We start from the raw sequence: 25111 nt of genomic DNA, 5'->3' as shown, positions 1-25111 counted from the left end.
AGTCCTACATTAATAAAGATCCCATTCGCAACTTCTTCGATTAAATTCATTCAGCGTAAAACGTAATTTTTTGTTTACTCATTGCTACAAAACCCAGATATGATAGGCGGCTAAATTTACTGCAGAGAAAACTGATACGGCCTGAGTTTCGGGTTGGACAGATTAAGGAAATCAAGTGTTTGTAAAAGCGCCTACCGATATTGTGTCACTGGATAATATTTTGCCTGAAGAGCCGCTATTGATGATGGGAGCGGGCCCTGTGCCTATTCCTGCCCGGGTAGCGGCGGCAAATTCCATTGTGATCAATCATCTGGGTGACACCATGTCGCAGATCATCGAGCAGGTTAAGTCGATGTCGCGTTATGTTTTTCAAACCGAATCCCGTCATATTTTAGGGGTGGCAGGCCCAGGCTCTGCAGCGATGGAAATGGCCGTGGTGAATCTGGTTGCTCCTGGCGATACCGTCCTGAGTATTTGCAACGGCTTTTTTAGTCACCGTTTGTCTGAAATGGCAGAGCGTACCGAAGCCAAGGTGATCCGCTTTGAGGTAGAAGATGGTTTTTGTGCTGATGTAGAACAGGTTGCACAGCTGATCGCACAACATAAACCTAAGGTCTTGACCATAGTACAGGGGGAGACCTCTAATACGGTCTACAATCGTCACTTGCCGGCCATTTGTAAGTTAGCCAAAGCCCATGACTGTTTGGTGATCACCGATGCAGTATGTACTTTGAGCACCATGCCGCTGGCGATGGATGAGTGGGGCGTTGATGCGGTAATTACCGGCGGCCAAAAAGGTTTGTCCTCTATTCCTGGTGTGTCTTTGGTGGCGTTTTCTGAACAAGCTTGGTCGCTGATCGAATCACGTAAAGATACGCTACGGCATTGGTGTTTAGATGCCCGTTTGGCGGATCAGTTTTGGTACAAAAAATCCTATCACTACACGGCACCTGTGTCGGGTATTTTGGCGATGCATGAAGCGTTACGCCTGATCTGCAGCGAAACTTTGCAGGGGCGTTTCGAGCGCCATGAGCGCTGTTCTTTGGCACTGCAGGGGGCGATTGAAGCGTTAGGTATGAGCTTGTATGTCGAGCCTGACAGCCGACTGAATTCGGTGGTTGGTATCAACGTACCAAACGGCACCACCGGGCCTGAAATTCTGGCATTAATGTCAGCTAAACATCGGGTGGAGATATCGGGCTCGTTTGGACCCAATATTATTCGTATTGGCCAGATGGGGGAGCAGTGCCGTACTCACCACCTGTTTAGAACGGTACATGCCCTAGGCTCTAGCGTGAAAGAGTTAGGGGTCAATGTCGATCTACCCGCAGGTGTTGCCGAGCTGGAAAAACGTTTGCAAAAATAACGATAACTATTAATTCGGTCATCGTTTTGTCATCTGCGTTTGTTTGAATGCTTCGCGCATTCAATGTGGGTTCGCCCCACACTCGTTAGAACAGGTGATTTATGAATGGCCGTGCATTTTTTCGTTTACTACGCTTTTACGGTATTAGTATCGCGACGTTCGCAGCTTTTTGCAGAACCAAGGTAGATAATATCTACCTTTTGCAGAAGGCCGAAGCGGTGCCTGAATACTATCAACGTCAGCTTAATGATCTCACCCAGAGCTAAATGCTCTCTTCGATAACTCGCGTCACCACTACAAGTCAGTGTCTCTTTGTCATACTGACTTGATTCTTCGGCACTTGCCCTCCAAAATCGCCGGCATAAGTTTTTATCCATAGAATTAACAATCTTTGTTAATCACAGTTCATACCCCATCTCATGTTGTCAGTGATGGGAATGACAAAAAGGTAGAGCAATGCAAGAAACCATAGAACGCCTGCGCGAAGTCAGCCTGTCCGTGCCGGTTCCCGTTGAACTGCCGGATGACGATGATCTTGTGGTGATTGAGGAAGAGATCCTGCTACCTATGCCTCGCGATCTGAAAACCTTCCTAAAGGAGGTGAGTGATGTCGTGTATGGCAGCATTGAGCCAGTCACCGCTTCTGATCCCTATCTGCACACCCACTTACCAGAGGTCACCGCGACCGCATGGTCAGAAGGGGTAGAGCGCCACCTGATAGTAATTTGTGCTGATCGTGGTACCTATTATTGTATGACGCCGGAGGGGGAAGTCGTTCATTGGGTGGACGGTGAGCTGACTGAAGGCAGCTGGCAGGATATTTGGCAGTGGGCTAGAGAGGTATGGTTAGAGTCCTGATGTTGGCTTGACGAGCGATTTGTTGTGATTATGCCGCTTACAACGAATGATCAGTGCAACATTGCTGTTTGTACTGGTCAGTCCTGATGCCGCAACTGCTTTATATGTGCTCAAACACCGATAGATCTACCTATAAAGAGAGGTCGGAGCGCTATTCGGCGACATGAACATTCGAAAATATTTTATTTTTATTACAATTTAAAAGGTATTGCTGTCCATTTCTTAGCTATGCTTAGTTCCAGGTGTTTAAATTAGAGATGCCTTTAGTTTGTAACCTGCTGTATTCACAATGGTATTTCTTGTTTACCTTGTGATAGGTGCACAAAACGTAATTGAATTTGTTGAGTTCCGGCTCCCGAACAGGGGAGCGCTCTCAATGAGAATTTTCGTTTTCGGAGCATCATATGACGAAGTTTCGCCTTAGCTATTCAGAAGTTGTATCGCGTTTTTCCCACGTATTATGTGAACAATATATTCATTTAGACCAACCGAAATACCACTTAAGTAAACTAAGGGAAGCCGTTGCTCAAAGTTGGGGTTATAGCAGCTACAAGGATGTTCAAAATCACCTAGTCACTGCCATAGATGCTTCAGATTGGCATGATCTAAACGTAAACGGCTTCGACCTGCTGTATTTAAAATTTGCTGAGCAGAAGATGGGTCCCTCTCCGTATCATATTCGTGCCTACCGCAATACGGTTGACCACTTTGTGCAAAGCTCCTGCCTGATCTGTTCTATCTACCAAAAACTGCCTGATAACGACAACCGCTAATTACGACGCATTGTTGACAATGTCTGTTTGATGTCGCTATTTTATAGATAGATATCCTGCATGGGCTTCTATATTGTCAACAATGGTTGCAGATCCGCAAACCCGAAATAATGATGCTTTCTTCCGCTTGCAGGAAGCGATCGTCAAGGGTGAAATTGCGCCTGGCAGTAAGCTGAAGGAGGCTGAACTATCAGCTACCTATGGCATCAGTCGTGGCCCGTTACGAGAAGCGTTAAATCGACTGGAGGGGCGTAAGCTAGTGCGAAAAATCCCCCATGTGGGCGCACAGGTGGTCGATTTAGATCTAAAAGAGCTGGCAGAAATTTACCTTATTCGTGAAAGTTTGGAAGCTTTAGCGTGTCGCTTAGCTGCTCGCCAGATGAGTGACCAGGCGCTAACAGATTTAGGTGAGCTGCTTACTCAACACGCTGAGTATATCGACGCACAAGAGGGTAAGCGCTACTTCAACCAACAAGGTGATCTCGATTTCCACTACTGCATTATCCAAGGCAGCGGTAATCAAAGCCTGATTAATTTGCTCTGTGACGAGCTCTATCAGCTAGTTCGTCGCTACCGTTACACTGGCAGTCACCGTCATTCACGGCCGCAACAAGCGTTGGCCGAGCATCAACGTATCTATGAAGCTTTGCTTGCCAGAGACGGAGAACTCGCCGCTCTATTAATGCAGCGCCATATCCAAACCGCTCGCCGTAATATTGAACGCACCCTTGCAGAAGATATGCCAGATGTTGATGACACAGAGCTGACGCCTGCAAGCACTGCCAAAGCGCCCGATCAAAAGGAAACCAAACTATGAGTTCAGCCGGAGCACGATTTCGCAGTGCCCTAAATAGCGAAACACCGCTGCAAGTGGTCGGTGCCATTAATGCCTATTGCGCCATGATGGCTGAGCAGTCTGGTCATCAGGCGTTGTACTTGTCCGGGGCAGGGGTGGCCAATGCCTCTTATGGTTTACCCGATCTGGGAATGACCAGCCTGGATGATGTATTGACCGATGCTAGACGCATCACGGCTGCCTCAGATCTGCCCTTACTGGTGGATATTGATACCGGATGGGGCGGTGCGTTTAACATTGCCCGCACGATAAAGGAGATGGAACGTGCCGGGGTGGGCGCTGTTCATATAGAGGATCAGGTGCAACAGAAGCGCTGTGGTCATCGACCTAATAAACAGATCGTGAGTCAGCAGGAGATGGTTGATCGCATTGCTGCGGCGGTAGACGCTCGTCACGATCCACAGTTCTTTATCATGGCGCGTACCGATGCGTTTGCCCAGCAGGGGCTTGAAGCGGCGATTGAGCGTGCCCAGGCCTGTGTTGAGGCGGGTGCCGATGGCATTTTTGCTGAGGCAGTGCATACGTTGGACGACTATGCTGCATTTGCCAACGCATTGAATGTCCCTATTTTGGCGAATATGACCGAGTTTGGCCAAACACCATTGTTTACTTTGCCACAGTTAGCACAGTCTGGTGTGGGCATGGTGCTGTATCCGCTCAGCGCATTCCGGGCGATGAATGCTGCCGCATTGAAGGTGTATCAAACCCTTAAGAGCGATGGTGATCAATGTGATCTGGTGCCACAAATGCAAACACGGGAGGAACTCTATCAGTTTCTCAACTATCACAGTTTTGAGCAGCGTTTGGATGCGCTGTACAGCGAGGATAACAACTAACTCTAACATCGAAGCTATATAGGTCGCTGTACCCTACATACAGTGACTTCCATAACAGATAAAAATCGATGGGCGGCACGTATCGCACCATCACAAACAAGTTTATGGAGGATCGGATCATGGTACAAAAAGTACTGGGTGGCGCAGGGCTGCGTGGTCAGGTGGCTGGTAAAACTGCGCTCTGCACCGTTGGCCAATCGGGCTCTGGCCTGACATATTGTGGTTATGACATTGCTGACTTGGCGGCGCATGCGAGCTTTGAAGAGGTCGCTTATCTGCTCGTTTACGGTGAATTACCGTCGCTGACACAGTTGGAAGAGTTTAACGCACGCTTACGTCACCATAGGCGGCTCCCTTTGGCCTTGAAAGAGGTGTTAGAACGGATCCCCGCGACTGCGCATCCCATGGATGTGATGCGGACCGGTTGTTCGCTACTTGGTAACCTGGAAACGGAACAGACATTTGCTGAACAAGACCAAGTGATTGAACGTCTGATCGCGCTGCTACCTGCGATCATCTGTTACTGGTATCAATATTCCCATCACGATAAGCGCATCGAAACAGCGACCGATGATGATTCTGTCGGCGGCCACTTCCTACACATGCTCCACGGAGAGAAGCCGAGTGCGTTGCATCAATCGGTGATGCATGCGTCGTTAGTGCTGTATGCCGAACATGAATTTAATGCATCGACCTTTACTGCGCGAGTTTGTGCCTCCACTTTGTCTGATATGCACTCCTGTATTACCGCCGCCATCGGCAGTTTACGCGGGCCACTTCATGGTGGTGCAAATGAAGCAGCGATGGCATTGATCCAGCAGATGGATAGCCCTGAACACGCCGAACAACTGTTGCTGGAAAAGCTTGCTAACAAAGACAAAGTGATGGGCTTTGGGCACGCGGTATATTGCACCTCAGATCCGCGCAATGGGATCATCAAGGCGTGGTCTAAACGGCTCGCTGAAGAGGCTGATTCGCCGTTGCTTTATCAAGTGTCAGAGCGTTGTGAGCAGGTGATGTGGCGGGAAAAAGAGCTATTTCCCAATGCGGATTTCTTTCATGCTTCGGCGTATCACTATCTGGGCATCCCAACCAAACTGTTTACCCCGATCTTTGTTATGTCCCGCGTTACAGGCTGGGCAGCGCATGTGAAGGAGCAGCGGGCGGATAATCGAATTATTCGTCCAAGTGCCGATTATGTGGGGCCTGAGCCGCGCGCTTACGTAGCGATTGAACAACGCGTAGCCAAATAGTGTGGTTACGCATCTGAATAATAGATAAGAATAGCAATAGGAAGATTCTGATGAGCGCGAATGTAGAGTTAAATGAACGTCCTCCTTACGACGACATTTTGCAGGAGATCGCTGATTACGTACTGAACTATCAGGTAGACAGTGACGAAGCATGGCAAACCGCACGGAACTGTCTCATTGATACGCTGGGCTGTGGCCTGCTAGCGCTGCGTTTTCCTGAGTGCACCAAGCATCTGGGGCCGATCGTCGAAGGTACCCATGTTCCCAATGGCGCACGCGTACCCGGCACCCAGTTAAGACTTGACCCCGTAAAGGCGGCCTGGGACATCGGCTGTATTGTGCGCTGGCTGGATTTTAATGACACTTGGTTGGCAGCAGAGTGGGGACACCCGTCAGACAATTTAGGTGCGATCCTAGCCGTTTCTGATTATCTGTCGCAGAAGCGGGTAGCTTCAGGTATGGCACCATTAGTGATGCGTGATGTGTTAGAAGCGATGATCATGGCCCACGAGATCCAAGGTGGCTTAGCGCTGGAAAACTCATTCAATCGTGTCGGCCTTGATCATGTGGTGTTAGTGAAAGTGGCATCGACCGCTGTGGTTGCCAAACTTCACGGTGCCGATCGAGAGCAGATCCTGGCCGCATTGTCACATGCGTGGGTGGATGGGCAATCATTACGTACCTATCGCCATGCTCCTAATGCCGGTTCTCGCAAATCGTGGGCAGCGGGCGATGCCACCTCCAGGGCGGTAAAGCTGGTCGATATTGTGATGCGCGGTGAGATGGGGATTCCCGGTGTGCTTACGGCACCAGGCTGGGGTTTTTATGATGTTGCTTTTAAGGGCAAATCATTCAAGATGCAGCGCCCCTATGGCAGCTATGTGATGGAAAATGTGCTGTTTAAAATCTCTTTCCCAGCGGAATTCCACTCGCAAACAGCATGTGAGGCGGCGGTATTATTGCACCCGCAAGTCAAAGAGCGCCTGCACGCCATCGAAAAAATTGTAATCACCACCCATGAATCGGCTATTCGCATTATCTCCAAGCAGGGGGAACTTGCTAATCCAGCAGACCGAGATCACTGCTTGCAATATATGACGGCGGTGCCCTTGATGTACGGTGATCTGGTAGCAGAGCATTATGAAGATAGCTTTCATCGAGCTAATCCATTGATAGATGAGTTACGAGAGAAGATGGAGATTGTTGAAGATCCTGCATACAGCAGGGACTACCACGATCCTGAAAAACGATCGATCGCCAACGCGGTACAAGTGTTTTATGACGACGGCAGTTGCTCAGAAAAGATCGAAGTAGAATATCCGATTGGCCATCGTCGACGTCGGGAGGAGGGGATCCCGGTGCTTGAATCTAAGTTTAGAAAAAACCTCGCAACCCGCTTCCCACAAGGGCGGTGCGACAAAATCGAGTCCCTCTGTTTGGATCAAAATGCGCTCGAAGCAACACCTGTCAACCTGTTCTGTGAGCTGTTTGTGATCTAGCACTGTATTCGTTGCTGACTTTGTTTCGGCAATGTGATCGATCAAATGAAATTGGCTACTGATCGTTAAAGTAGCCATTTTTTTGGACACTTTTTGAACTTTTACTGTCAAAGTAAATGTGAAAATTATTCGCTGGCGAGTGAGTAGTCCGCCAACCCAGAGTTCTTATTTGATTTTCAAGGAGGTTCCCTTGGCAAGTGCAAGTAACTTCATTGTGTGGCGTGAAAAGATCGCCCGCTTGGCGGCCGAAAGTGACCCAACCATGGCTGATGAAGCCAGTCAGTTATCCCATCGTCAGCTAGAGCCCCTTTATCGTCGGGGTATGGAAGCCGAAGAGGTTTACCAGCAACTGTTTTCTGGACATGGCCACGAATAGGCCATGTTTGACCGCAAAAAGGCTTCCTGATGGAAGCCTTTTTTTATTAACAACTAAATTAACTTCAATGAGTTAGTTCACATACCAATTATTCAAATTGAACTATTCTTCTCTGGCAACAGTAAAAACACTGTGGATAGCCACGGAGAATAATAAAATGCCCGTTAACCAAAATGATCGTCGCCGTTTCCTCAAATATGCTTCGTTAGGTATTGTTGGAGTCACGGTAGGAACACAACTGCGTCAATTTGCTCATGCTGGCGACATGCCTCACTTGTCGTTAGATGATGCGACGGCGAAAGCACTTAAGTATGTGCACGCCAGTGAAAATGCTGAACAGGACTGCGCTAATTGTATGCATATCACCGGTACCGACGGTGATGAATGGCGTCCCTGCAATCTGTTCCCAGGTAAACTGGTGAACGCAAAAGGTTGGTGCGCAGGCTGGGTTAAAAAGCCTTAATAGCCGAGTCGTAGATGGCCCTTGCTACAAGGGCCATGTTTGACCTTTGTAAACACCGTAAAACTCCTCCTGTTTATTCCGTTGTCACCCCTAATATTGTCGTCATATCAAACCCGTGGCACATTTCTAACTGATTGATTTAAATTAAAGTTAAAACTGCGCTAAGTTTTATTAACGACCTAATTGTTATCTCCTTTGTTTGCGAGTATTCGATGAAAATCATTAAGCGATTGCTGCTGATGGCGTTTGTGCTAACCCTGCTGGCGTTCGGCGGGGTCTATTTTGCGGTGACGGCCAGTCTACCTGTATTAGAAGGTGAGTGGGGTGGTCACCCGCTTACGCAGGCGGTAAAAATCGAGCGGGATAGTCATGGTGTGCCGACGATATCAGCCGCCAATGATGCGGATAGAGCTTATGCCCTTGGTTGGCTGCATGGCCAAGATCGTTATTTTCAAATGGATCTGCTGCGAAGAAACGCTGCCGGTGAACTATCGGAATTGTTTGGTAGCGCAGCGCTGGACTGGGATCGAGAAATGCGCACCCATAGGTTTAGAGCGCGGGCAAGGCAAACCATCGAGGCGCTGCCAGAGGCACAGCGCACTGTGATTGATTCATATACCGCGGGTGTGAATGAAGGGGTGGCCAGTTTAGGCGCGCGCCCCTTTGAGTATCTACTGTTGATGCAATCTGTTCGCCCCTGGTCTGCAGAAGACAGTCTGCTGTGTCTCTATTCTATGTATGTTGATCTGCAGGATCATGATGGTAGCTATGAACGCTCCCTCGACTTTATGCAGACGCAGCTTCCTGCTGACTGGTTTGAATTTCTCAGGCCGCAGCCAGCAGATATTGGTGACGATTCGAAATTCCATTGGGAAGCACCGCTGGCGGGCGACGTTACTACCCGCCTGGCTTTGCCCGAGATGCCAATCGCTGCTCTACTGAACGGCTTAGCGCCAGGTCATACGCTGGCCGCTTATCATTGGGCGGACGAAGGGATCCCTGGCAGTAATAACTGGGGCGTTGCTGGCAGTCGCAGCCATCATGGGGCTGCCATTGTCGCGGATGATATGCATCTGGGCATTCGCGTACCTAATACCTGGTATCGCGCTAGTTGGTATCTGGAGGACGGGCGCCGAGTCACCGGGGCTACGTTACCTGGTACACCCGCTATGGTGGTGGGTAGTAATGAAAAAATTGCCTGGGGTTTTACCAATACCTATGGCGACTGGAGTGAGGTGGTTAGGTTAGTGACGGATGACCGCCGCAGCCAGTACTTGACCCCCACTGGCTGGCGTGAATTTGATTACCATGAAGAGATCATCATGGTGAACAACCACCCGAATCCATTTACGGTGCGTGAAACTATCTGGGGACCGGTGATTGGTGAAGATGAACAGGGGAACCTGCTTGCCTATCGCTGGATCGCTCATGATCAACAAGGGGCTAACTTTGAGATCATGGGGCTGTCTAAAGCGCTGAGCAGTGCTGAAGCGTTAGCGATTGCCAGCCGCAGCGGTGTTCCGGCGCAAAACATGATGCTGGCGGATGCCGAGGGCAAACTTTCCTGGAGTGTATTTGGCGCTATCCCCGATCGCCTTTGGTTAGATAAACAGTGGGTACAGGATTGGTCACAACAGGATGGTAACTGGCAAGGGTATCGTGCGGCAGAAGATTATCCCCGCGTGGTCGCCGATGAGTTAGACGGCTATTTGTGGACGGCTAATTCGCAGGTGTTAATGGATCAACGTTACCCTTTGATTGGTGATGGTGGTTATGACATCGGGATCCGGGCTGGCACCATTGCTGAGCGCTTAGCGGCTAAAACCAAATTGAATGAGGCCGATCTGTTGGCGATCCAACTCGACACTGAAAACCGGTTGCTGGGGCGCTGGGCAGACCATTTGCGGGATGTGGTTGATATTCAACCTGAGCCCGTGTTTGCCGCAGAACTGTTAGCCATTCTAGATGAGTGGGATGGGCATGCCGAAGTGTCGTCTGTCAGTTATCGTTTGGTGAGTGCTTATCGCCAAGCGGTGCTTGAAAACAGCCTAGGGCCGGTTTATCAAGCACTGACATTGAAGGACTACCAAGGGTTTAGCGTAAAACGTATCGACAACTTTATTGATAACCCTTTATGGCTGCTGATCAGTGAGCAGCCCGATCACTTGCTTAATCCGGCGTTTGTGAGTTGGGAAGCGCTGCTGCTAAACAGCGCTCGCACTGCATTTAGTGACCTTACACTTAATGGGTTGCCGGCTGACGAAGCAACGTGGGGGCTAGCTCATCAGCTGCATCTGCAACACCCGTTAAGCAGAGCGGTACCGGGGCTTGGTTATTTTCTTGATATGCCGCAACAAGCAATTGCTGGAGACCGGAAAAACGTAGTTCGGATACAGGGACGAGCGTTTGGCGCGTCACAACGTATGGTGGTAGCGCCGGGTAGGGAAGCTGATGGCATATTTCATATGCCAACTGGGCAGAGCGGACATCCGTTCTCTGAGTTCTATCAGGCTGGTCATCAGGATTGGGTTGAGGGCAACCCATCACCCTTTTTGCCGCAACAGACCATTTATCACTTGAAATTACTGCCTGCTGCCCATAACTAAATGGGATAAGCAAAATGCTGATGCTTAACGGTGTTAGCGGGCTAATTTGAAAGACCGTAGAGCGGATAGCTGTTAGGCGTAGCCTCACTATCTATTTACCATGGGTTTAAGCTCATGAACCATGCACTGATAAGCACAGGAATTTAAATGACAGTTGCAGAGAACAAAGTCGTATCGATTAATTATCAAGTTAAAGACGCCAGTGGTGAAGTACTAGATGCTTCTGCCGAAGGTACGCCGCTTGAGTATTTACATGGCCACGGCAATCTTATCCCAGGGTTAGAAAATGCGCTGACAGGCATGGAAGCGGGTACTGAATTTGAAGTGGTTGTTGAACCAAAAGATGGTTATGGTGAGATCCATGCCGAAATGGTTCAGGAAGTACCTAAAGAAGCATTCCAACAGACTGAAGAGATCGTCGTTGGTATGGCTTTCACCGCTGAAACCAATCAAGGTCCGGTGCGCGTTGTTGTCACAAACGTCAGTGATGACACAGTGACTGTTGATGGCAACCACCCATTAGCAGGCAAGACACTCACGTTTACGGGCAGTGTTGCCGCTGTGCGTGAGCCGAAAGATGATGAACTGGAGCATGGTCACGTGCACGGTCCAAGCTGTAATCACTAAGCAATACTTATTGCCTGAAAAAGCCGACGTTAAGTCGGCTTTTTTGATCTGCGGCAGTACAGCAGGATTAGCTCGCGGGATCCTTGTACTGATGGACAACTCTTTGTGGAAATGGGATCTGGATGTTTTCGCGACGTAAAGCGTCAATGACTGCTTTATTCAGCGCGTATTTGCGCTCAAAAAAGCTGAGACTGGGTACCCAGACCCGATAGCCGATAACAATGGCGCTGTCATCAAAGCGGTCGATACCGATATTCGGCGTTAAAGTGTCGCTCTCTGTGGCTTCACTGTCGTTATTGTTGGCTTTGTCCTGACTATCATCTGTTTGCGCTATCGCTTCTTGGATCACGGCTAATGCCTTGTCGATATCCGTATCGTAGGCAACCCCAACTTCAGCTTCGATCACTCGAGCCGCAGCAGAGTTATGGACTATTTCGCCGACAATGTGTTTGTTAGGGATCAGGATCAGTTCGCCGTCTTCGTTTTCTAACAAGGTGGTGGCAAGGTTTATCTCCTTAACCACGCCGTGAACGCCTTGCACTCGGATGGTATTACCGATAGTAAACAGCCGGGTAAGAATGATGGTTAAGCCTGCCGCATAGTTAGAGAGCATGCCTTGGAAAGCCAAACCAGCACCTAATGATGCGGCACCTATCGCTGCGACAAATGGTGTGATGGCAATGCCAAGTTGATTGAGGGTCATAATGACCACCATCACGATGATGGCGATCTTCACCATATTGGCGAGAAAGTTTGCCAGGGTCACATCAACGTGGTGGCGCAAGCATAGGTTATTGATCCAAATGCCTACTTTCTTAGCGATCCAGAGACCGATCAGCAGAACTACGATGGCACCTAACAGTTGGAAACTGTACTCCACCAAGAAATCAGCGATCAGGTCGTAGTACTTCTGCACATCAGCAATATTTTCTTCCATGGCGGGGGCACTCTAACGTCTATTACTTATTCGTTAAAGGTAAGTCAGAAATCGAAACTATGACAGATAAATGTCGAATTTTTAGAGGGTTGGCATAAAAACAAAAAACCGGGCGAGAGGCCCGGTTTGTTAGCGAGAAACGATTATGGTTGTTCTCTGAACTTGGTTAGTGCGGTCAACGCTCGCTTGCTAACTTCGTCAGATTGATCACTTTCGTATAGTCGATTCAACCGTTGCTCAAGCGCATCACTGTGCGGAGCATGCACCAAGACCTCAAGTGCCGCTAAACGAACTTCACTGGCGTCGCTATCCAACAGCAACACCACTTCATCGAGCATGTACTCTTCGGTGGCTTCGTGCATCACTTTAAGTGTACGCACTTGTTGTGCTGGCTCGTCAATCTCATCCAACTGATCGTGGAAATAGGCAACAACTCCAGGCTGATTTGGCGCGTCTTGCAATTTCTGCAAAGCGTCAGCGATCGCCAGTTTGCTGTCGAAACTGATCCCACTGTCGGTGATTAGTTGGTTAAGGTAAGTCGCCGCAAGGGCAGGCTGACTGAGATCGAAATTAGGCTTATTGGCACCTTCCTCTTCGGAAAAATAGGTTGCCACCATATGCCAACGCTCAGCGTTAGTGAGTTTCGACTCGCTATCAAATGCTTCTAAGAAGGTTTTTTCGCCAGCTTTGCTGGAAGGTATTTCGATGGTTAGCTTGGAGGTTGCTAACTTAGGTTCTGCTTCTTCCACAATGACTGCGTCCACTGCTGCCATTTGAGACACTGGAATTGCTTGAGAAGCGTCTTGGTTACTGGAAACTGAGTTCACAAATGCTGTAAACCCGGCACCAAATAGTACCAAGAAGATATCTCTGTAACTGAGGTTCATTTTGAGCTCCTTGAAACGTCCGCCGCCAACTGCTAACTACTACCGGTGTAACGTACCACTTTCTTCAATGTGTCCTTTCACGCGCCACAAGGACATTCTTTTTACAGTTATCGACCGACTACCAGCCAGGCAACATCATTTTCTATTGTCATCCCTTGTACTGTGCGAGCACTATTTACCTCGCTGGTACACCATTAAAAAGTCACTGACTTGTTAATGTAAGGATGAAACGGAAGGGCGTGTATACCTTGCTCTACCAATTTCTTCCATGTGGAATCTGTAGTCGTCCAACAGACAGTATAGGCGTTTGTAACTATGATGCACATCAATTTATTACTGCAATGTTACAAGTAACAGCGGTGAATGTTAACATTTAGTTACCGCTTTTTCTTGGTTACTTTTAAATCAGTTAGTTAGCTTTTGATTAATTACTACAAATTTCGAGTGATGACTGACAAGTTTTTTGACAGCGATCACTATGACCAAAACTAGCTTTTTAGGCTGTTGTTCATTAGCTTTAGCAACCAAGGTTAACTTACGAGTTGTTGATGGAAGCCAAAACGCCTGTTGAATCAAACTCCTTACTCATCGAGCTTCGTACCGTTGCGCTGACATCCCTCGCTTTGCTGGCGTTTGCAGCCAACTCTTTGTTGTGTCGGCAGGCATTGGCTCCCGCTGCTGAAACAGCGCAAGCGATGGATCCGTATAGTTTTACGTTGGTGCGATTATTCTCTGGCGCAGTGATGTTGGCGGTACTCACTTTACTGCGGCGATGGCTGATTGAGCGTCGTGCATCGCTGGTCTCGGCATGCCCCAGCAAAGACAGCAAAGCGCTTTCTGTCAACAGATCTTGGTTGCGCCGCGGTGCCGCTTTGTGGCTTGCATTATATGCCTTAGGTTTTTCCCTTGCTTATGTTGAGCTGGGTGCCGCCCTTGGCGCACTGATATTGTTTGCCACAGTGCAATTTACATTGATGACAGCAGCGCTAGTGCAACGCGAGTCGTTGAGCAAAAGACAATGGCTAGGTTTTCTATTTGCGTTGGCAGGGTTTGTTTGGCTGGTGCTACCAGCAGTAACCAAACAGAGTGATGCTAGCAACATCAGCTTTATCGGGGTTGGCCTCATGGTAGTAGCGGGGATCGCCTGGGGGTTCTACACCTTGGCGGGGCGCGGCAGCTTAGATCCGTTAAAAGAGAGTCGGGATCATTTTGCAGCCTCTCTGCTTTGGATCGTATTAGTTGCATTGATTTTTGTGTTGTTTGCCTCGCTCTGGTTAGACGAGATCACAATACATATCAATCTCGACGACCGGGGTTTGTATCTTGCCGTTGCTTCTGGTGCTCTGGCATCTGGTGTGGGCTACGCGCTTTGGTATCAGGCGTTACGCTATCTACAGGGCAGTCAAGCTGCCGTTAGCCAATTGCTGGTGCCGATATTGGCTGCTATTGGCGCAGCGCTCTGGTTGCAAGAGCCGATCACTCAGGGTTTGATAACGGCCGGTAGCCTCGTGCTACTGGGTATCGCGTTGATGACAGTAAAAAGCAAGCCATGATGGAAGTCATAGCGATAAACGGATAATGCAAAGACGGAGCGGTACACCATGACGCAAAACAGCCAAGACAAGCAGACTCTCGTGCATTCGCAGGCTGAGCCGCGTAAAGCCAAGGCCGAAACAAGCTTTCATGAAGCGATCGTTATTCCCATCACCATGGCGTACGCCGAAGGCGGCTACACCGCGCCAATATATGTGGGAAGTGAGAAGCGCCTGGTGAATGTGTTGCTCGACACGGGCAGTTCCGCCTTAGCGGTGCGGGCAGACAAAGTGTTGCCCGATCAGGACGCCCACCTTAAACCCACGCCGCTGGCACAGGCGATCGCCTATGGCGCAGGTGGTTGGGCGGGACCCGTGGTGCATTCACAGATTGGTATCGGCCACGATGATGAACAAGTGGTGTTGGATGATGTGGCGCTGGCGCTGATTGTTGAAGAGCCACAACGTAATTTTTTCGAAGCGGATGGCATCTGGGGCTTGGCCTACGCGCCGCTAGACACTGTTCACGACATGTCTGACTACTTGCAACAGCAGGGCCGTGATATCGCCCATACCTATCCATGGCCGTTTAATGCGGTTGCCGATCACAACGAGCTTAAGAGTTTTCAAAAACTGTTTAAGCAATATCCAACCGTGCATATCACCCCCTATTTTACCGCGATGGAAGAGGATGGCCGTTGCAGCAACAAGTTTGCACTGTATACCCAGCGGGCGTTTTACCACATGACGGAAGCCGACGAAGCAGAAAGTGAACTGCTACATGATCCGTTAAATACAGGTTTTCTTATTTTGGGTGGCGGTGAGGAACACACCCACCTGTATCACGGTGAGTTGGAAGCCGTGTCTGTGGTGCATGATGTTTACTACAACACCCGCATTAAGAAGTTTCAGGTAGACGGGTTCGCAGCGATGGACGTAGAGCGGATCCAACCCAAATACGAGAAGAGCTATCAGAGCAACAGTATCTTCGATTGCGGCTCCAGCTTCATGGTGCTGACCGATCCCATGTACCAATACTTCACTGATTGCCTGAGTAAGCTAGAGCCCGGATTGTTGGATCTGGTCGCAGCGGGGCAAAAAGCCGCGCGGCAGTTGACTGGGTTACCCATGAGCAAATTGCATCTGCCCCATTGGCCAGATCTGCATTTTGTCATGGAAGGGGAGTACGGTGACGTCACCTTAACCTGTCCCGCCACCCACTATTGGCAGATCAACGCGCCCGGTGAGGGCGAAGCGATGTTTACTGTGATTAGTCAGCTCGATGGCTGGGCAAACCAGTCGATTCTGGGGTTGCCGTTGCTCAGCAATTACTTCTGCGTGTTTGATCGTAGTGAGCATGAGTTAGGGGTGATTAGAACGGCGAAGCGGAAGTGATCAAACATATTGTGTGAATCCTTCACTGTTTGCCTGTTAATGCATTGTTTAATAAAAAAAACAATGATAGAACAACATAATCTGTTTTGATTGAGATCAATTTGGCTTAATGCAGAGATGCGCCATTAGACAATTGGACGGTCATAAAAAGGATTTTCACCAACAACCTGATCTTCGTAGTGCGGAGAACGGTGTTCGCCTTATTCCTATAAAAAAGTCTGATTTTTCATTATTCTCAAAGCTTTATCAAACCCCTGCAACCATGCGTTTTATTGCCGCACCACTCAAACAGCAAACTACTGAAGCGTTGTTTTCCTATGTCTTGCAACAGCAAAACGTCAAGCAGCCACGGTGTGCTTATTGGACTATTAGCGTCGATGGCAGTGGTTCATGCGGTTTGATTGGTTTGATGTTTGAAGACACCGATAGTGCTGAAATTGGCATCATGTTGAATGGAGTCATAAGAGTTCCGAAGTTGGCCGATAAGGCGATGAGCAGAGTCTTGAGATATGCATTCGAAAATCTGAAAAAGCAGCAAGTCATCGCTCATATTAAGCATGAAAACATTCCCGCTATTAATTTGGGAAAAAGGTTAGGTTTCAGGTTTGTTAAAGCTGTCACAGAAAATGATGGCGATGGTTTATGGTTGGTTGATAAGGAACGGTTTAGAAGTGCACTCAAATAAAGGTCAGTTGGCTGTTGTTGGCACAGGCATGATGCTTGGGGCACACATCACACCCATCGCGAAAAGCTATGTTGAGGAGGCTGACATCGTTTTTGCCTCTGTTTCTCATAGCGCGACAGAGACCTGGCTCAGTTCACTGAACAGTAATTTTGTTAGCTTGCAGCAGCATTATGGTGAGGGGCGGTCACGGGAAGAGACTTATCAATTGATGGTCAATACCGTGCTTGAAGCTGTACGACTCGGCAAGCGCGTTTGTGCTGCTTTTTACGGTCATCCTGGTGTGTTTGCTTGGGCACCCCACGAGTTAGTGAGAGTAGCTAAAGCCGACAATCTAAATGTGGTATTTGAGCCGGGCATTTCCGCTGAGGATTGTTTGTATACTGATTTGGGTATCGATCCCGGAGAGGTTGGTTGCCAACATTTTGCAGCTAGTCAATTTATGTATCATCAGCGGCGAGTTGATTCCGCGGCCTACTTGGTTATTTGGCAGCCAGCGATGGCCGGTGATTTGGCGATGACACGTTTCGAGCCTGATCCCCGATATATTGCGTTATTGGCTGAGCTGCTGATGGAAACCTATCCTGCTGATCATCAAGTTCTGTTGTATGAAGCGGCGACCCTGCCATTTGCAGATCCAAGGGCTGATAGAGTTTACCTTGGTGAGTTAGCAAGTGCTGAAATGGCGATGCACACGACATTAGTGATACCGCCCAGTGAGAAACTAAAGCGTAATCAAAAAATGATAGAACGAATAAAGGCTATCGCTGAAACGGTTTAATTCAGGTTTAACAGTGAGGGATGATTTACTCCCCTCAAAATTAAATATGGCCCTAGGCCAACACATAAAAGGAAGTGTTATGAGCAATTTAATCAAGTTTGCGGTTGAGTTTGGTTCCAGCGCGAAACTGCGAGCAATGACCGAGCGAGAGCTGGTTGAAGCGATGCAGTCCTATGAGCTGAGTCAGGAAGAGCAGGCTGCTATTTTGAGTCGTGAGCCAAAACGTCTTCGCGATTTGGGTAATGGTGATGTCTATTGTGTTTTATTCCCTGAAAACCCTGAAGATGATGAAGGGGAAGAGAAAAAAGATGATAAAGAAGAATCTAAAAGTTATTTGAAAGCGATTTAATGTCTATATATATATCTTTCAGTATGGCGATAGCAGTAATGCTATCGCTTGTCCTCATTGGTAATGCGAATGCAGAAGATATAGATTCTTTGATTTTGGATGCTGATGCTGCAAGGACTAAGGAAATAGATTATTTTAAAGAGTATCTTTCTAAGATTGAATATGTCGAGTCTGAGTTGACTGATGCTCAGAAGGCAGAATATGAATATCTTTTAGCATTCTATTTTTCTAGAACAGGAAAAACAAAAGAAGCTGTAAGAATATACGAGAAGATCGTTAGGCAGAAGCATTCAGTTAGAGCTTCGTTTAAAAGTCTAATTTCTTTGTCAAATATATACAGTGTCCTAGGAGAGACCGAGAGAGCATATCAATATGCACTTTCTTTTTCGAACCAAGAATATTCTGAAGTTGAGTCAAATTTAAGGCATGATGCTACATTATTATTCGCATATAATCTTCTTCGAACTGGGTTGTATAATGAAGCTGATAGCTTTATAAAAGGTTTCGACCTTTCAGGTGTTAAAGAGCGAAGTCGTTGCTTAAAGCTTACAGTGGATACTGAATTAGATTTCAGACTTGAAAGAATGCCAGCTGATCAAAAATGGAATAGTGAAGATATTAATTATTGCCATAATATAGGGGAACATATTTTAGCATATATCGCCACGGTGTTTGTGTCACATAATTTAGTAAAAAACAATAAGTCAATCGAAGCGCTTAAAATTTTAGTTTCTGATCTGGAAGGCGTAATATCTACAGAGTATGACAATCTACTAGGTTATTGGTACTCAACTATGGCTGAAGCTTGGCTGAAGAATGGTGGATTAGAGCAAAGCATAAGATATGCAGAATTATCCTTAGAGTATGATCTTGATAAAAGTAACTACAATGCCCAGATAAATGCTAATAGAGTTCTATTTGAAAGTTACGAAATATTAGGTGATTTAGGAGAGGAAAATAAGCATTTAAAAGCTTACCAAAAGGTTTATGAGTCTGCACAGCATACACGAGTAAGTTCTGCTGTAGCGTTTTACTCAGCAAAGTTAAAAGCTGAAGAATCAGCTAGACAAATTGAGTCTCTAAATGAAAAACTTTCCCTCGCCGATCTCGAGTCTCAAGTTGCCAAAGTCGAAGCTGAAAATAATCGTTTGTATTTATCGATGGCGTTAATTGTGGTTTGTATGCTGATCCTTTGGGTTTATAAAACCAAACTGCATCAGTTGCGCTTAAAAAAACAGGTAGAAGTGGATGCGTTAACTGGCGTGCTTTCCCGTCGCTATTTTTCTGAATGTTTTGAAAAGGCGTTGGTAAGTGCTCAACCAGCGCAGCAAAGTGTTAGCTTTGTCTTGTTCGACTTGGACCATTTTAAACGAATTAACGACAGTTACGGCCATCCGGCAGGTGACTGGGTATTGAAAGCTGTGGGTGAGGTTTGTAGCAGTAGCGGGCGGCGTGCTGATTTAGTTGGCCGCTTAGGCGGTGAAGAGTTTGGTATTCTGCTGCCTGATTGCGATATGGCGAATGCCACCCGCGTCGCCGAGCAGTGCCGACTCGCTATCGAACGGATAGATAGCGCACCTGCTGGCGCTAAGTTTCAAATTACTGCCAGTTTTGGCGTGTCAGCGTCTTCCGTTGTTGGCTATGACAGTCGTGCGTTGATCGTTGATGCCGACAAAGCGTTATATTTATCTAAGAAACATGGTCGTAATCGGGTCACCCTGTCGCCTAACTATGACAACAGTGTGATATTGGGGGCAGGTATTTAACCCGCTTCGAAGATTGGTGAATAGGTTGTGGCAATAGGGAGATATGCCACTTGCTAGTATGGCAGCGCTGTTGATCATTCAGGCCAGCGTTATGGAGGTGAGCCATTAGTGGTGACGATGAAGTGGCAGTCAATCTTGAAACTAAAAGTGGTGAAGTAGAAGGTTTTGCTGCGGTAGACGGCAATCTCATCACAGATCACCCTTATCACTTTGACCCCTCTTATGGCTATTCCCTCGAACAGCTAATGGCCGTTGGCCGCCCCGATGAACCGTCAGATTTTGACCATTTTTGGCATAAACGCTATCAACGTGCGTTGGCTTGCCAGCCACTGCCAGTGATTGCCGATCTCAATCGCGATTGGTTAGGTTGGCGTGTGTTTGATGTTACTTATCAGTCGACAGATCAATTCCCTATTCGCGGTTGGTTACTGCTACCGAAAAGCGGTGTGGTTAAACGGGGCTTTGTGATTGGCCATGGTTATGGCGGCCGAGATGCGCCCGACTTTAATCTGCCTTTTACCGATTCGGCATTGTTGTTTCCCTGCTTTCGAGGGTTGTCGCTAAGTCACCGTGAACCATTGTCCACCAATCCTCAGTTTCATGTATTACACGATATTGATGATCCGCAGCGCTATGTGATTGGTGGCTGTGTTGATGATATTTGGCTTGGGGTTTCCTCGCTACTGCGGCTGTTTCCTAACTTGGCTGGGCATATTGGCTATTTGGGAATAAGTTTTGGCGGCGGGCTTGGCGCAATGGCGACTGCCTATGACTCCCGGATCCGGCGTGCCCACTTCAATGTGCCGACCTTTGGCCATCAACCGCTACGGGTGTCGTTAAAAACCCGCGGCAGTGGTCAGGCGGTTAGGCGCTTCTATCGTCATCATCCTGAAACAACCATGCGTACACTGGGTTACTACGATGCCGCTACTGCGGCTGCGAGAATTCAGGTACCTACACATTTTGCCTGTGCCCGCTTTGACCCTGCGGTTGCACCACCAGGGCAGTTTGCTGTGTACAACGCGGTGCCTCAAAAGAAAGAGTTGCTGGTGCTCGATGCTGGGCATCATGAGTATCCGCGACAAGCGCAACAGAACAATGAGTTGATGGACCAGTTGAACCAGTTTTTTAAGCCACTATAGGGCTGGATCTTGCTTCTTTGAGGTTTGTTTCTTGGCGTATGTCTTGGAAGTAACGCAGTTGCTTGATCCCCTCTCCTAGGGGAGAGGGCTAGGGTGAGGGGGGGGTTAGCTCGTAAGTGTGAAGCAAAGACCCCTCATCCCAGCCTTCTCGACTGGTTCTTGCATTCGCTTTTTAGCGGAGAAGGAGTAAAAGAGTTGTTTTCGCGGTTGCACACGTGCTGCTGATATTTACTGCAGAGGAACCGTCAGTACTAAAGGGTGAGGGTTACAACCCAAACGATATGTAAGCCAATATCAAACAAGTGAGGACACAGGGATGGGACTATGAACCGGGAGTATCACAAGTGGTGGAGTGATCGGTTAGGGCGGGACATGGAGTTACTCGTGTTCGGACATGCTGGTGCCAAAGTGTTGATATTTCCGACTCGTGGCGGGCGTTTTCATGAATATGAAGATATGCGCGTAGTGGCATCGCTGCGGGATAAGATCGAACAGGGGCATTTACAACTGTACTGTGTTGATAGCGTTGATGCCGAAAGTCTCTACTGTTGGTGGGCTCACCCCCATGGGCGTATCGAACGGCAGAAAGCGTACGAGGAGTATATTCTCAATGAAGTGATGCCATTTATGCAGGACAAGAATCAGCATGAATGTGTTATTTCCCACGGCTGCAGCTTAGGCGCGTTTCACGCTGCTAATATCGCATTTCGTCATCCACACCTGTTTAAAAAGCTCGTTGCCTTCTCTGGTCGTTATGATTTGACGCTGAACGTTGAGTACTTTAACGACTTGTTCAGCGGCTACTACAATGATGATATCTACTATCACACGCCCACCCATTTTCTGCCCAATTTACATTGTGATTGGCGTTTACAGCAGTTACGGGCGATGGAGATAGTGCTGGTGATTGGCAGGGATGATCCGTTTAAAGCAAACAACGAGCATTTGAGCCATATATTATGGGGCAAGGGTATCGCCCACCAGCTGTTAACGTGGGATGAGCGTGCCCACCGAGCGTATTACTGGCGGCGTATGGCACCGCTGTACCTATAGAGATTGGTTGTTGATTATCTAGTTTTAGTCGTAGAGGCAGGTTGTCAGGTATGACGAAAATGCGATTAGTGGTACTGATGTTTGATGATGTGGAAGTACTGGATTTTGCTGGCCCATTTGAAGTGTTTGGGGTCGCCAACGAACTGAATCAAAACAGCTTACTTGAAATACAATTGGTGTCGGCCGATGGTATGGCTGTGGTGGCCAAAAATGGTTTGTCGATCAATGTTGACGCCGCTATTGATGAGATAAGTGCAGCAGATCTGCTGCTTGTCCCTGGGGGGGCGGGTACTCGAACCGTTATAGAGCAAACCAAAACGATCCAGTGGATAGCGGAACGTGCTGCGGCGGCAACGCATACGATGTCAGTGTGCAGTGGCGCTTTGTTGTTGGCCAAGGCCGGGTTGTTATCGCAGTGCAAAGTAACAACCCACCACCACTGTTTTGAGCTGTTGCAAGGCTTAGCACCTGACGCCAAGATCTGTCATCAGTCCCGCTTTGTCGATAACGGTCAGCTCATTACTTCTGCGGGCATTTCTGCCGGAATTGATATGAGCCTACACATGGTGGCCAGATTGTTTGGCCCCCTTGCCGCGAAGGCGACAGCGGACTATATGGAATATGCTTGGCAAGCAGAGGCGATGTGATGATGGCACGTTGCGAATTGTCAGCACGCGTTAAATTAAGAGGGTAGATTGATGGCTGTACCTAATAGAAGCGAGTTGCACCCCGGGTTACCTGTGGCCATAGTGCAGAAGCAAGATCAACGTAGCGGCCAGTTAACCGAAGGGGTGATCCAATCGTTACTGACCAAGTCTCCCAGTCATCCCCATGGTATCAAGGTCAGGTTAGATTCCGGTGAAGTAGGACGGGTGCAGGCGATTTTGGAATAGTGCATTGCTTCCATATTGGCACCCACGCAACACCTGTTCGAGCACCGCTGTAACAGAGCGCTTTGGCGGCGCCCATTAAGCTGAGAGACATCCGAAAAACCTTCCTTTATAATACTTGAGCTTTTTGCTCTGGAATTACGCTCCAGCTCGCTGTTTTACTGAATATAAGGGACGCTGTTTTGTCTGATATTGTTGTCTGCGCACTGTATAAATTTGTATCTCTGCCCGATTTTGAACAACTCCGTCAACCGTTACTCGATACGATGAATCAACACCAGATCCGCGGTACTTTGCTGCTTGCGGCCGAAGGCATTAACGGCACTGTAGCGGGCAGCCGCAAAGGTGTGGATGGTTTGTTGCAGTGGCTCAGCCAGGATCCCCGTCTGGCGAATATTGAACACAAAGAGTCTTTCACTGACCAAGCTCCTTTCCACCGCACTAAGGTCAAGTTGAAAAAAGAGATTGTCACCATGGGGGTTGAGGGGATAGATCCTCAGCAAGTGGTGGGCACCTATGTCGAACCCAAAGATTGGAACGAGTTGATCAGCGATCCTGACGTGGTGCTGGTGGATACCCGTAATGATTACGAAATCCAGGTCGGCACATTCCAGGGGGCGGTGAACCCGCAAACTGAAAGCTTCCGTGAGTTTCCTGACTATGTTGCGAAGAATTTAGATAAAAAGCAGCACAAGAAAGTCGCCATGTTTTGTACGGGTGGGATCCGTTGTGAAAAATCGACCGCTTACCTGAAAGAGCAAGGTTTCGATGAGGTTTACCATCTGAAGGGCGGCATTCTGAAATACCTGGAAGAGGTGCCTGAAGAAAATACGTTATGGCAAGGCGAGTGCTTTGTCTTTGATGAGCGGGTCACTGTTAATCATCAAATGGAGAAGGGTAATTACGACCAGTGTAATGCCTGTCGCTTGCCGATCACTGAGCAGGATAAACAGAGTGAGAAGTTTGCGCTGGGGATCAGTTGCCCACATTGTTATGACAAAGTGACCGATGAACAGCGTGCGCGCTTTGCTGAACGGCAAAAGCAGGTTGAGTTGGCAAAGCACCGTGGCGAAGCGCATATAGGCGCCGATGCGGCTGAGGCGATTGCGCAGCGCAAACAACGCAAGCAGGCGCAGAAGTTGGCGCAGAAAGCGCAAACAAGCGCCGCTGCGAGTTCTAAGCGCTAACTGTGGCGCAGCGGAGTGCTAACCGAGGTGATGGTTGATGGATAACACCAGTGTGAGCTGCCCTTGTGGCTCCAGCAACGCTTATAGCGAGTGTTGTGGGGTTTATCATTGCGGTCAGGCATTGGCGCCGACTTGTGAAGCGTTAATGCGCTCCCGCTTCTGTGCCTTTGTTAAGCATGATGGTAACTACCTCTACGCTACGCATCACCCTGATTTTAGAGGCACTGACACTGCCGCTGATTTTGTCGCATCGGCACGAGAAACCCAATGGTTACGACTGCAAGTGTTGGCGAGTCAGGGTGGGGCTTTGGATAATGATGGCTGGGTGAGGTTTAAAGCCTGGTTTATGCAGCAGGGAAAGGTGTATGTTCACGAGGAGCATTCGCAATTTACCCGCCTTGAGCAGCGCTGGGTTTATACCCAGGGTGACTTTGCCCCCGCCGCCGTGGTAAACATGGGACGAAATGATCCGTGCCTTTGCGGTAGTGGTAAAAAATTTAAGAAGTGCTGTGGTTAAATCTGACTTTAATCCAGCTTAGAGAAAGGGATACTGATGGCTGCTATTTTGCTCGTTCGAGCGCATGATTTAGGACACGATAAAGTCAGAGAATTGAGTGAAAAGGTTGCTGACAAACTGGCCGAAAAATACGGCATAGAGTGGCAATGGCAGGAAGAGTTGCTGATTTTTACCCATGATGGCGGCGCCGATGGCCATTTGCGTCCAACGGAGCATCAGTTAGAGATCTCTATCAAACTGGGCTTTATGCTATCGCTGTTTAAAGACAGCATCGAGACATCGATTAACGAGCAATTGGATAGGCTGTTGAGCTGATTTTCTAAATGCTGTTTTCCTAAGTGCAGTTTCCCCTCATCAACTTTTTGTATCGCCCTTTTGTGACGGAAAGGGTGACAGCTTGTTACGGATAATTCTCTTTACCACCCTAGTTTGCGCTGCGTAACGCGAGTTAGTGTGGTGGCGATTTGACTGTTCAGACCT

The 25111-nt window shown here is 48.3% G+C and carries 27 protein-coding genes; 25 read left to right on the top strand and 2 right to left on the bottom strand.

Translation table 11 applies throughout. The features are described 5' to 3' along the window. Positions 1-175: 175 nt before the first annotated feature. From EZV61_RS11020 to EZV61_RS10970, 12 genes are all read left to right on the top strand, one after another. Positions 176-1366, top strand: coding sequence for a pyridoxal-phosphate-dependent aminotransferase family protein (locus tag EZV61_RS11020; protein WP_114336803.1), 1191 nt, complete (start codon positions 176-178; stop codon positions 1364-1366). A 101-nt stretch (positions 1367-1467) separates the two neighbouring features. Next, complete coding sequence (locus tag EZV61_RS19445) at positions 1468-1632, top strand: hypothetical protein (protein ID WP_158537944.1); 165 nt, start codon at positions 1468-1470, stop codon at positions 1630-1632. Between the two features lie 190 nt (positions 1633-1822). Beyond that, the gene (locus EZV61_RS11015) at positions 1823-2224 is read left to right on the top strand and encodes an SMI1/KNR4 family protein (RefSeq protein ID WP_131415594.1); all 402 of its coding nucleotides are present in this window, start codon (positions 1823-1825) and stop codon (positions 2222-2224) included. 404 nt (positions 2225-2628) lie between these two features. Further along, on the top strand, positions 2629-2997 hold the full coding sequence (locus EZV61_RS11010; protein ID WP_114336801.1) for a hypothetical protein: 369 nt from the start codon (positions 2629-2631) through the stop codon (positions 2995-2997). 82 nt (positions 2998-3079) lie between these two features. Continuing rightward, positions 3080-3814, top strand: coding sequence for a GntR family transcriptional regulator (locus EZV61_RS11005; protein WP_131415637.1), 735 nt, complete (start codon positions 3080-3082; stop codon positions 3812-3814). Then, entirely contained in the window at positions 3811-4689 is an 879-nt protein-coding gene (prpB, locus tag EZV61_RS11000; RefSeq protein ID WP_131415592.1) for a methylisocitrate lyase, read from the top strand. Before EZV61_RS11005 ends, prpB begins: the two co-directional genes overlap by 4 nt. 119 nt (positions 4690-4808) lie before the next feature. Next, a complete protein-coding gene (gene prpC, locus EZV61_RS10995) occupies positions 4809-5942 on the top strand; it encodes a bifunctional 2-methylcitrate synthase/citrate synthase (protein ID WP_205695373.1) in 1134 nt (377 codons plus the stop codon). A gap of 50 nt (positions 5943-5992) precedes the next feature. Next, entirely contained in the window at positions 5993-7441 is a 1449-nt protein-coding gene (gene prpD / locus EZV61_RS10990) for a 2-methylcitrate dehydratase (RefSeq protein WP_130565481.1), read from the top strand. A gap of 190 nt (positions 7442-7631) precedes the next feature. Beyond that, complete coding sequence (locus EZV61_RS10985; RefSeq protein WP_114336797.1) at positions 7632-7817, top strand: hypothetical protein; 186 nt, start codon at positions 7632-7634, stop codon at positions 7815-7817. A gap of 157 nt (positions 7818-7974) precedes the next feature. After that, positions 7975-8280, top strand: coding sequence for a high-potential iron-sulfur protein (locus tag EZV61_RS10980; protein WP_114336796.1), 306 nt, complete (start codon positions 7975-7977; stop codon positions 8278-8280). Between the two features lie 212 nt (positions 8281-8492). After that, on the top strand, positions 8493-10886 hold the full coding sequence (locus EZV61_RS10975; RefSeq protein ID WP_131415590.1) for a penicillin acylase family protein: 2394 nt from the start codon (positions 8493-8495) through the stop codon (positions 10884-10886). A 147-nt stretch (positions 10887-11033) separates the two neighbouring features. Next, the gene (locus EZV61_RS10970) at positions 11034-11513 is read left to right on the top strand and encodes an FKBP-type peptidyl-prolyl cis-trans isomerase (RefSeq protein ID WP_114336794.1); all 480 of its coding nucleotides are present in this window, start codon (positions 11034-11036) and stop codon (positions 11511-11513) included. A gap of 67 nt (positions 11514-11580) precedes the next feature. Here the strand turns inward: EZV61_RS10970 and EZV61_RS10965 are convergent, their stop codons facing one another. After that, positions 11581-12450 carry a mechanosensitive ion channel family protein gene (locus EZV61_RS10965; protein ID WP_114336793.1) on the bottom strand — a complete coding sequence of 290 codons (870 nt, stop codon included), beginning with the start codon at positions 12448-12450 and terminating at the stop codon, positions 11581-11583. 143 nt (positions 12451-12593) lie between these two features. Further along, on the bottom strand, positions 12594-13337 hold the full coding sequence (locus EZV61_RS10960) for a hypothetical protein (protein ID WP_131415588.1): 744 nt from the start codon (positions 13335-13337) through the stop codon (positions 12594-12596). Positions 13338-13885: 548 nt separating this feature from the next. Between EZV61_RS10960 and EZV61_RS10955 the strand changes: the two genes are divergently transcribed. The 13 genes from EZV61_RS10955 to EZV61_RS10895 all read left to right on the top strand — a co-directional run bounded on the left by EZV61_RS10955 (position 13886) and on the right by EZV61_RS10895 (position 24946). Then, on the top strand, positions 13886-14890 hold the full coding sequence (locus tag EZV61_RS10955) for a DMT family transporter (RefSeq protein ID WP_205695372.1): 1005 nt from the start codon (positions 13886-13888) through the stop codon (positions 14888-14890). 48 nt (positions 14891-14938) lie between these two features. Beyond that, positions 14939-16264: a pepsin-like aspartic protease gene (locus EZV61_RS10950; protein WP_131415586.1), complete on the top strand. Its 1326-nt coding sequence runs from the start codon at positions 14939-14941 to the stop codon at positions 16262-16264. A 109-nt stretch (positions 16265-16373) separates the two neighbouring features. After that, a complete protein-coding gene (locus EZV61_RS10945; protein ID WP_131415584.1) occupies positions 16374-16949 on the top strand; it encodes a GNAT family N-acetyltransferase in 576 nt (191 codons plus the stop codon). After that, complete coding sequence (locus tag EZV61_RS10940; protein WP_240695189.1) at positions 16936-17727, top strand: SAM-dependent methyltransferase; 792 nt, start codon at positions 16936-16938, stop codon at positions 17725-17727. The genes EZV61_RS10945 and EZV61_RS10940 overlap by 14 nt, the downstream gene beginning before the upstream one ends. A gap of 79 nt (positions 17728-17806) precedes the next feature. Continuing rightward, positions 17807-18076: a hypothetical protein gene (locus tag EZV61_RS10935; RefSeq protein ID WP_131415582.1), complete on the top strand. Its 270-nt coding sequence runs from the start codon at positions 17807-17809 to the stop codon at positions 18074-18076. Next, complete coding sequence (locus EZV61_RS10930; protein WP_131415580.1) at positions 18076-19842, top strand: diguanylate cyclase; 1767 nt, start codon at positions 18076-18078, stop codon at positions 19840-19842. Before EZV61_RS10935 ends, EZV61_RS10930 begins: the two co-directional genes overlap by 1 nt. A 122-nt stretch (positions 19843-19964) precedes the next feature. After that, the gene (locus EZV61_RS10925; protein WP_240695188.1) at positions 19965-20984 is read left to right on the top strand and encodes an acetylxylan esterase; all 1020 of its coding nucleotides are present in this window, start codon (positions 19965-19967) and stop codon (positions 20982-20984) included. 324 nt (positions 20985-21308) lie between these two features. Beyond that, a complete protein-coding gene (locus EZV61_RS10920) occupies positions 21309-22037 on the top strand; it encodes an esterase family protein (RefSeq protein ID WP_131415578.1) in 729 nt (242 codons plus the stop codon). A gap of 50 nt (positions 22038-22087) precedes the next feature. Continuing rightward, positions 22088-22684 carry a DJ-1/PfpI family protein gene (locus EZV61_RS10915; protein WP_130565493.1) on the top strand — a complete coding sequence of 199 codons (597 nt, stop codon included), beginning with the start codon at positions 22088-22090 and terminating at the stop codon, positions 22682-22684. Positions 22685-22735: 51 nt separating this feature from the next. Then, positions 22736-22930 carry a YwbE family protein gene (locus EZV61_RS10910; protein WP_114336784.1) on the top strand — a complete coding sequence of 65 codons (195 nt, stop codon included), beginning with the start codon at positions 22736-22738 and terminating at the stop codon, positions 22928-22930. A gap of 179 nt (positions 22931-23109) precedes the next feature. Beyond that, positions 23110-24114, top strand: a complete 1005-nt coding sequence (trhO, locus tag EZV61_RS10905) for an oxygen-dependent tRNA uridine(34) hydroxylase TrhO (RefSeq protein WP_131415576.1) — start codon at positions 23110-23112, stop codon at positions 24112-24114. Positions 24115-24151: 37 nt separating this feature from the next. Continuing rightward, a complete protein-coding gene (locus EZV61_RS10900; RefSeq protein WP_114336782.1) occupies positions 24152-24631 on the top strand; it encodes a YchJ family protein in 480 nt (159 codons plus the stop codon). A gap of 36 nt (positions 24632-24667) precedes the next feature. Further along, a complete protein-coding gene (locus EZV61_RS10895) occupies positions 24668-24946 on the top strand; it encodes a polyhydroxyalkanoic acid system family protein (RefSeq protein ID WP_114336781.1) in 279 nt (92 codons plus the stop codon). Positions 24947-25111 lie beyond the last annotated feature (165 nt).

This window comes from Corallincola luteus (genome assembly GCF_004336975.1).
Classification (GTDB): Bacteria; Pseudomonadota; Gammaproteobacteria; order Enterobacterales; family Neiellaceae; genus Corallincola; species Corallincola holothuriorum.
The sequence above is the reverse complement of the archived record's forward strand: the minus strand, read 5'-3'. Positions and strand labels throughout refer to the sequence as shown.